Origin of the sequence: Streptomyces sp. NPDC060198 (genome assembly GCF_042728415.1) — a bacterium.
Taxonomy (GTDB): Bacteria; Actinomycetota; Actinomycetes; order Streptomycetales; family Streptomycetaceae; genus Streptomyces.
The window spans coordinates 1-5,850 of the sequence record NZ_JBHWZJ010000406.1 but is presented as its reverse complement, the minus strand read 5'-3'; the positions used below and the strand labels follow the sequence as shown (position 1 = coordinate 5,850).

General features: G+C 71.5%; 6 protein-coding genes. 2 read left to right on the top strand and 4 right to left on the bottom strand.

The features are described from left to right. From ACFWEP_RS30420 to ACFWEP_RS30405, 4 genes are all read right to left on the bottom strand, one after another. The coding region (locus ACFWEP_RS30420) for an ATP nucleotide 3'-pyrophosphokinase (RefSeq protein WP_387374873.1) at positions 1–692 on the bottom strand (692 nt) is incomplete at its 3' end. 104 nt (positions 693–796) lie between these two features. Beyond that, positions 797–1,774 (bottom strand): GNAT family N-acetyltransferase, encoded by a 978-nt coding sequence (locus tag ACFWEP_RS30415; protein WP_387374871.1) that lies wholly within the window; start codon positions 1,772–1,774, stop codon positions 797–799. Between the two features lie 185 nt (positions 1,775–1,959). Continuing rightward, positions 1,960–2,286, bottom strand: coding sequence for a hypothetical protein (locus ACFWEP_RS30410; protein WP_387374869.1), 327 nt, complete (start codon positions 2,284–2,286; stop codon positions 1,960–1,962). Then, positions 2,286–2,636: a roadblock/LC7 domain-containing protein gene (locus tag ACFWEP_RS30405; RefSeq protein ID WP_387374867.1), complete on the bottom strand. Its 351-nt coding sequence runs from the start codon at positions 2,634–2,636 to the stop codon at positions 2,286–2,288. Before ACFWEP_RS30405 ends, ACFWEP_RS30410 begins: the two co-directional genes overlap by 1 nt. Positions 2,637–2,830: 194 nt before the next feature. Between ACFWEP_RS30405 and ACFWEP_RS30400 the strand changes: the two genes are divergently transcribed. Then, positions 2,831–4,381: a Re/Si-specific NAD(P)(+) transhydrogenase subunit alpha gene (locus tag ACFWEP_RS30400; RefSeq protein WP_387374865.1), complete on the top strand. Its 1,551-nt coding sequence runs from the start codon at positions 2,831–2,833 to the stop codon at positions 4,379–4,381. Between the two features lies 1 nt (position 4,382). Further along, positions 4,383–5,840 carry a Re/Si-specific NAD(P)(+) transhydrogenase subunit beta gene (gene pntB / locus ACFWEP_RS30395; RefSeq protein ID WP_387374863.1) on the top strand — a complete coding sequence of 486 codons (1,458 nt, stop codon included), beginning with the start codon at positions 4,383–4,385 and terminating at the stop codon, positions 5,838–5,840. Positions 5,841–5,850 lie beyond the last annotated feature (10 nt).

Sequence of the window (5,850 nt, the reverse complement as noted above, 5' to 3'; positions counted from 1 at the left end):
GCAGACGTCGGTGGTCTGGTTCGAGCGCGAGCGTCCTGCTCGCGCTGCAACTGCTCCTTGCGGGCGGCGCTGGTGGAGGGCAGCCGCTGCTCCTCGTACAGCTTGTGGGTGGCCTCCTGGGCGTGCTTGCTGGCGGGCGTGTGGAACTGGATCTCGAACAGCTGGCCGGAACGGGGAGCCCGCCAACCGGTGTTGAGGGCTTTGTACCCGCTCGTACGACCCCAGGTGTTCGACCACTTGGTGCTGTCGTTGCCGAAGGCGTCGAGCGTGTTCGAGGCGTCGGTGACGCCGACGGTGTAGGCGGCGTCCTGCCACTGCACGGTGTAGCGCACCGCGTCCGTGATGCCGGCCAGCACCGTGTCGACATTGCGGCCGGACCGCTCGCCGAGCGCGGTGGCGACCTTCCGCTTCAGCGAGTCGGGCGACTTCAGGCGCTGGTCGAAGCCGATGATCTCGGCACCCGACAGCGCGGCGGCGGTGCGCACCTGGACGCTGATGGTGCGTTCCGCCTGCCGGGCGTGGTCCAGATAGGTGTCGACCTTGTTGTTCTCGTCGGCCGTCAGGGTGAGGCCGCCCTCGCCCTTCCAGCCCTGGGGTTCCTCGGCAGCGGCCACGGACCCCAGGGAGAGGACGGCGGTGACGGCGAAGGCGACTGCCGTACGGCTCACGACGGGACGGGTGCTGGTGTTCATGCGGCGGATACCGGTCTCTCTGGTGCGGGGGGAAGTGATCCCTGTCCGTCGGACGGATCACGCCCTGCGAACGATCATGAGTGCCGCAGGTCACGTCCGGCGCTTCACTCCGTTTCCCAGTCCCAGGTGTCGAAGTACGCCGTCCGGCCCGACCGACGGGCCTCGTCGATGGCCAGCAGCCGGCGGTAGTCACCGTCCGGCATGTGGTCCCGCCACTCCTCCAGCGGCAGCACGCGCACCTCGTCGTGTTCCGCCGGATCCAGGACGACGGCCTCGATCTGGGCGCGGGTGAGGCGCCCGCCGTCGAAGACGCACCCGAAGGTGCTGTACGGCCACTGGGCGCCCGGCAGGCCGTAGACGGCGGCCAGGAGCCTGCGGGGCGGGCCGTCCACGACGATCGCGGTCTCCTCCCGGCACTCGCGCACGGCCGTACCCCAGGGGCGTTCACCCGGGTCCATCGTCCCGCCGGGAATCTGCCACGGGTGCGAGGCGGAGTACACCGCGTGGAGCTGCAGGGGATTGCCGTCCTCGTCGGTGAAGTACAGCCCGGCGAACCCCGTGGCGCGCATGACCGTCTCCGTGAACTGGGCGGTCGACAGACCCGCGGGGTCCACGGCCCGCCGCGCGGGGGATCTGGTCATCCGCAGGAGCGCCGGATCGTGGAAGAAGCCGAACCGCTCGTAGAACGAGGCCGGTTCGCCGCCCGTGTGGAGCGCGTACTCGCTCACGCCCAGCTCCTGCAGATGCCGCAGCAGGGCGCCCAGCGCCGCGCGGGCATGGCCGCGCCCGCGGTGGACGGGCTCGGTGGCGACGGTGTCCACGTGCGCCGCGAGCCCTTCCGGGGAGCCGGGCGACGGGAACACGGGATGGACCAGGGCGAGAGCGCAACTGGCCAGCCCCCCACCCTCCGGGGCGTCCACGACGTAGGCCACCGCACTGCCGGCCGCGGTGAGCCGGGCAGCCAAAAGGGTCCGGGTCGTGGCGAGCCGCTCGGGCGAGAGCGGTTCCGAGGACGCGTACGCCGATCTCAGACGCGCGATCTCCGCGGCGTCCCCGGGAACGGCGGGCCTGGGCAAGGGCAAGGCGACGGACCGGTCGGTGTCGGCCGGTGCGGACCGGATCGCTCCACCGTCCGGGCGGCGCGAACGGGGCACCGGGCTCCGGCCCCGGTTCCCGGCTCCCGGCAGCACGAGTTGGCCGTGCCCGGGACGGACCCGGGGCGCCCGGGCGGGCGGGGCCGTGGGCTGCTCTCCGGCAGCCTCGCCCCTCACGCGAGCGCTCCGGGCCGCCGGGCGAGACGCACGGTGAACCCGCTCTCCCCGGTCAGCGGGCCGGGAGCGGCGTGGGTGCCGAGGAGCAGACGGGCGTCCCCCTCGAAAGCGGCGTGCCGGTCGCCGGAGAGCGCCGGGCCGGCGAACCCCGAGACACGCGACGCTCCCGGGCCCGGAACCACCGGGGCGGGCACCCGCGCGAGTGCCGCGGTGCGGAAGCCGGCCGTCCGCTGCGGTACGCCGGGCCGGTGGCTCGCGTACGCGCGCGCGGCCCCGGAGCGGTCCGGTGGCGAAGTGCTCGGGGCCACATGGTCTTCCGTCATCAACGGTGTTCCTCCTTGGGACATTCGGGAGCGTCAGTCGCTCCGGCGCCGTGCGGTCGTGGCGGTCGACGGCCCAAGAGTGAGGGACACCCACCGACACCCGCTGCCCGGTGAACGGAAGTTGCCGGCTCGCGGTCACGCACATCCCGTCCCGACTCGCCGGACCAGGGGTGCCGGCCGCCCTGCCGGGGGAGTGAGGTCAGGTAGGTGTTCGAACCGGCGGAACGGACGAACAGGAACCCGCCCTCCGTCTCCACCATCGTCCGCAGGACCGCCCCGCCACCGAAGTGACGTCCGGCGCCCTTGGCGAGGCCCTGGAATCCGGAAGCCACGGCGGAGGCCGGGCGCATGGATCCCGTCGGTCGGCAGTCGCCGCGCCGACGGCGGTCTACCGCTCGACGGGTACGGCCGTCAACCCGCTCCCCGTGTGCCGATCCACGCCCGGACAAGGTCTGGTGTCACCCCGGTCGAACGGGGCAGCATCAGACCCCCGCCCCCTCGCAGACCGTGCACGGCGGCCCACGTCCCCGAAGGAGCCCTTTCCATGCGCATCGGAGTGACCCGCGAGCCGACCGGGGAGACCCGCGTGGCCGCGACACCCACGACCGTCAGACAGTTCATCGCCCTCGGCCACGAACTGGTCGTCGAGTCCGGAGCAGGCGAGCTCTCCGCCTTCACCGACCTCGCGTACGCCGAGGCCGGAGCCACCGTGGGTACCGCGAACGAGGCGTGGAGCGCGGACATCGTGCTGCGCGTCAACGGCCCCTCGCCGGACGACGTCGACAAGCCGAAGGACGGCGCCTACCTGGTCTGCCTGCTGGCGCCCGCGCTCAACCCCGGGCTCGTGGACGCCCTGGCCGAACGGGACATCACCGTCCTCGCCATGGACGCCGTGCCGCGGATCAGCCGCGCCCAGTCCCTGGACGTGCTCTCCAGCATGGCCAACATCGCCGGCTATCGCGCGGTGATCGAGGCCGCACACGAATTCGGCCGCTTCTTCACCGGCCAGGTGACCGCGGCCGGAAAGGTCCCTCCGGCCAAGGTGCTGGTGGCCGGAGCCGGCGTCGCCGGCCTGGCCGCGATCGGCGCGGCCTCCAGCCTCGGTGCCGTCGTGCGCGCGACGGACCCGCGCCCCGAGGTCGCCGACCAGGTCGCATCGCTCGGCGGCGAGTACCTCCCGGTCGTCGTGGAGGAGGAGGCCCAGCAGTCCGGCGACGGCTACGCCAAGGCCACCTCGGACCTGTACGACAGGGCCGCCGCCGCGCTCTACTCCACCCAGGCCGCCGACGTCGACATCATCATCACCACCGCGCTCATCCCCGGGCGCCCGGCGCCCGCACTGATCACCGCGGCGGACGTCGCCTCGATGAGGGCCGGCTCCGTGATCGTCGACATGGCCGTCGCACAGGGCGGCAACGTCGCGGGCAGCGTCGAAGGCCGGAAGATCGTCACGGACAACGGTGTGACCATCCTCGGCTACGGCGATCTGGCGGGCCGTCTCCCCACCCAGGCAAGCCAGTTGTACGGCACCAACCTCGTCAACCTGCTCAAGCTGCTCACGCCGGAGAAGGACGGCAAGGTCGTCCTCGATCTCGACGACCCCGTCCAGCGCGGCATCACGGTCGTCCGCGCCACCGGGGACGGACGGGGCGAGAAACTCTGGCCACCGCCCCCCGTCCAGGTCAGCGCCGCCCCCGCGACCGCGCCGGCCGCGGTGGTGGCCCCGGCGCCGGCGAAGAAGCCCCTGCCCGCCGTGGCGAAGCTCGCGTCCGTCCTCACCGGAATCGCTCTGCTCTGGCTCGTGATCGCCTTCGCCCCGGATCCGATCCCGCAGAACTTCACCGTACTCACCCTGGCGATCGTCATCGGCTACTACGTCATCGGCAAGGTCCACCACGCCCTCCACACGCCCCTGATGAGCGTCACCAACGCCATCTCCGGAGTCATCGTCGTCGGAGCGCTGGTCCAGGTCGGGCTCGGCGGGCACGTCATCCAGGCGCTGGCCGGCCTCGCGACCCTGCTCGCCTCCGTCAACATCGTCGGCGGCTTCGCGGTGACGCGCCGCATGCTCGCCATGTTCAGCAAGGGGAACTGACGTGACCGCAGCCTCGATCTCCACCGCGGCCTACCTCGTCGCCGCACTGCTCTTCATCCTCTCGCTGGCAGGCCTGAGCAAGCACGAGACTGCACGGCAGGGCTGGACGTACGGCGTCGCCGGCATGGTCGTCGCCCTGGCTGCCACCATCCAACTGACCCTCCACGAAAGCTCGGTGCGCGGCTCGACCGCGCTCGTACTCGCCATCTCCCTGGTCGTCGGCGCCGCCATCGGGCTGTGGCGCGCCCGCGTGGTACGCATGACCGGCATGCCCGAACTGATCGCGCTGCTCCACTCGTTCGTCGGACTCGCCGCAGTGCTGGTCGGCTGGGCCTCCTACATCGAGGTCGAGCGCAATGGTGAAGGCGGCTTCTCCGGAACCCTCCTGAGCATCCATCATGCCGAGGTCTCCCTCGGCATCTTCATCGGAGCGGTCACCTTCACCGGCTCGATCGTCGCCAACCTCAAGCTGAGCGCGAGGATCAAGTCCGCCCCGCTCGTGCTCCCCGGGAAGAACCTCCTCAACCTGGGCGCGCTGCTCGCCTTCGTCGTGCTCACCGTCGTCTTCGTGGCCGAGCCGGCGCTCTGGCCGGTCATCGCCGTCACCGCGATCGCGCTGCTGTTCGGATGGCACCTGGTCGCCTCGATCGGCGGCGGTGACATGCCCGTGGTGGTATCCATGCTCAACAGCTACTCCGGGTGGGCGGCTGCCGCGAGCGGCTTCCTGCTCGACAACGACCTGCTCATCGTCGTCGGCGCGCTGGTCGGCTCGTCGGGTGCCTATCTCTCGTACATCATGTGCAAGGCCATGAACCGCTCCTTCGTCTCCGTCATCGCGGGCGGGTTCGGGATCGAGGCGCCCGCGGGCGGTGGCGACGGCGGACAGGGCGAACACCGCGAGACCAACGCGGACGAAACCGCCGAACTGCTGGCCGGCGCCTCCCGGGTGGTGATCACCCCCGGATACGGCATGGCGGTGGCCCAGGCGCAGTACCCGGTCGCCGAGCTGACCCGCACCCTGCGAGCCCGGGGCGTCGACGTGCGGTTCGGTATCCACCCGGTCGCCGGCCGTCTGCCGGGCCACATGAACGTCCTGCTCGCCGAAGCCAAGGTGCCGTACGACATCGTGCTCGAAATGGACGAGATCAACGACGACTTCGCCACCACCGACGTCGTCCTGGTCATCGGCGCCAACGACACCGTCAACCCGGCCGCCATGGACGACCCGGGCAGCCCGATCGCCGGCATGCCGGTGCTGCGGGTCTGGGAGGCCGCGAACGTCGTCGTCTTCAAGCGTTCGATGGCCAGCGGATACGCCGGTGTGCAGAACCCGCTCTTCTTCCGCGAGAACACCGCCATGCTCTTCGGCGACGCGAAGACCAGGAGCGACGAGATCGTGGCCTCCCTGGCCTCCCTGGCCGCACTGTCCGGCACCCGCGTGGCGCCCGTCCCCGCCTGAGGGATCCGCC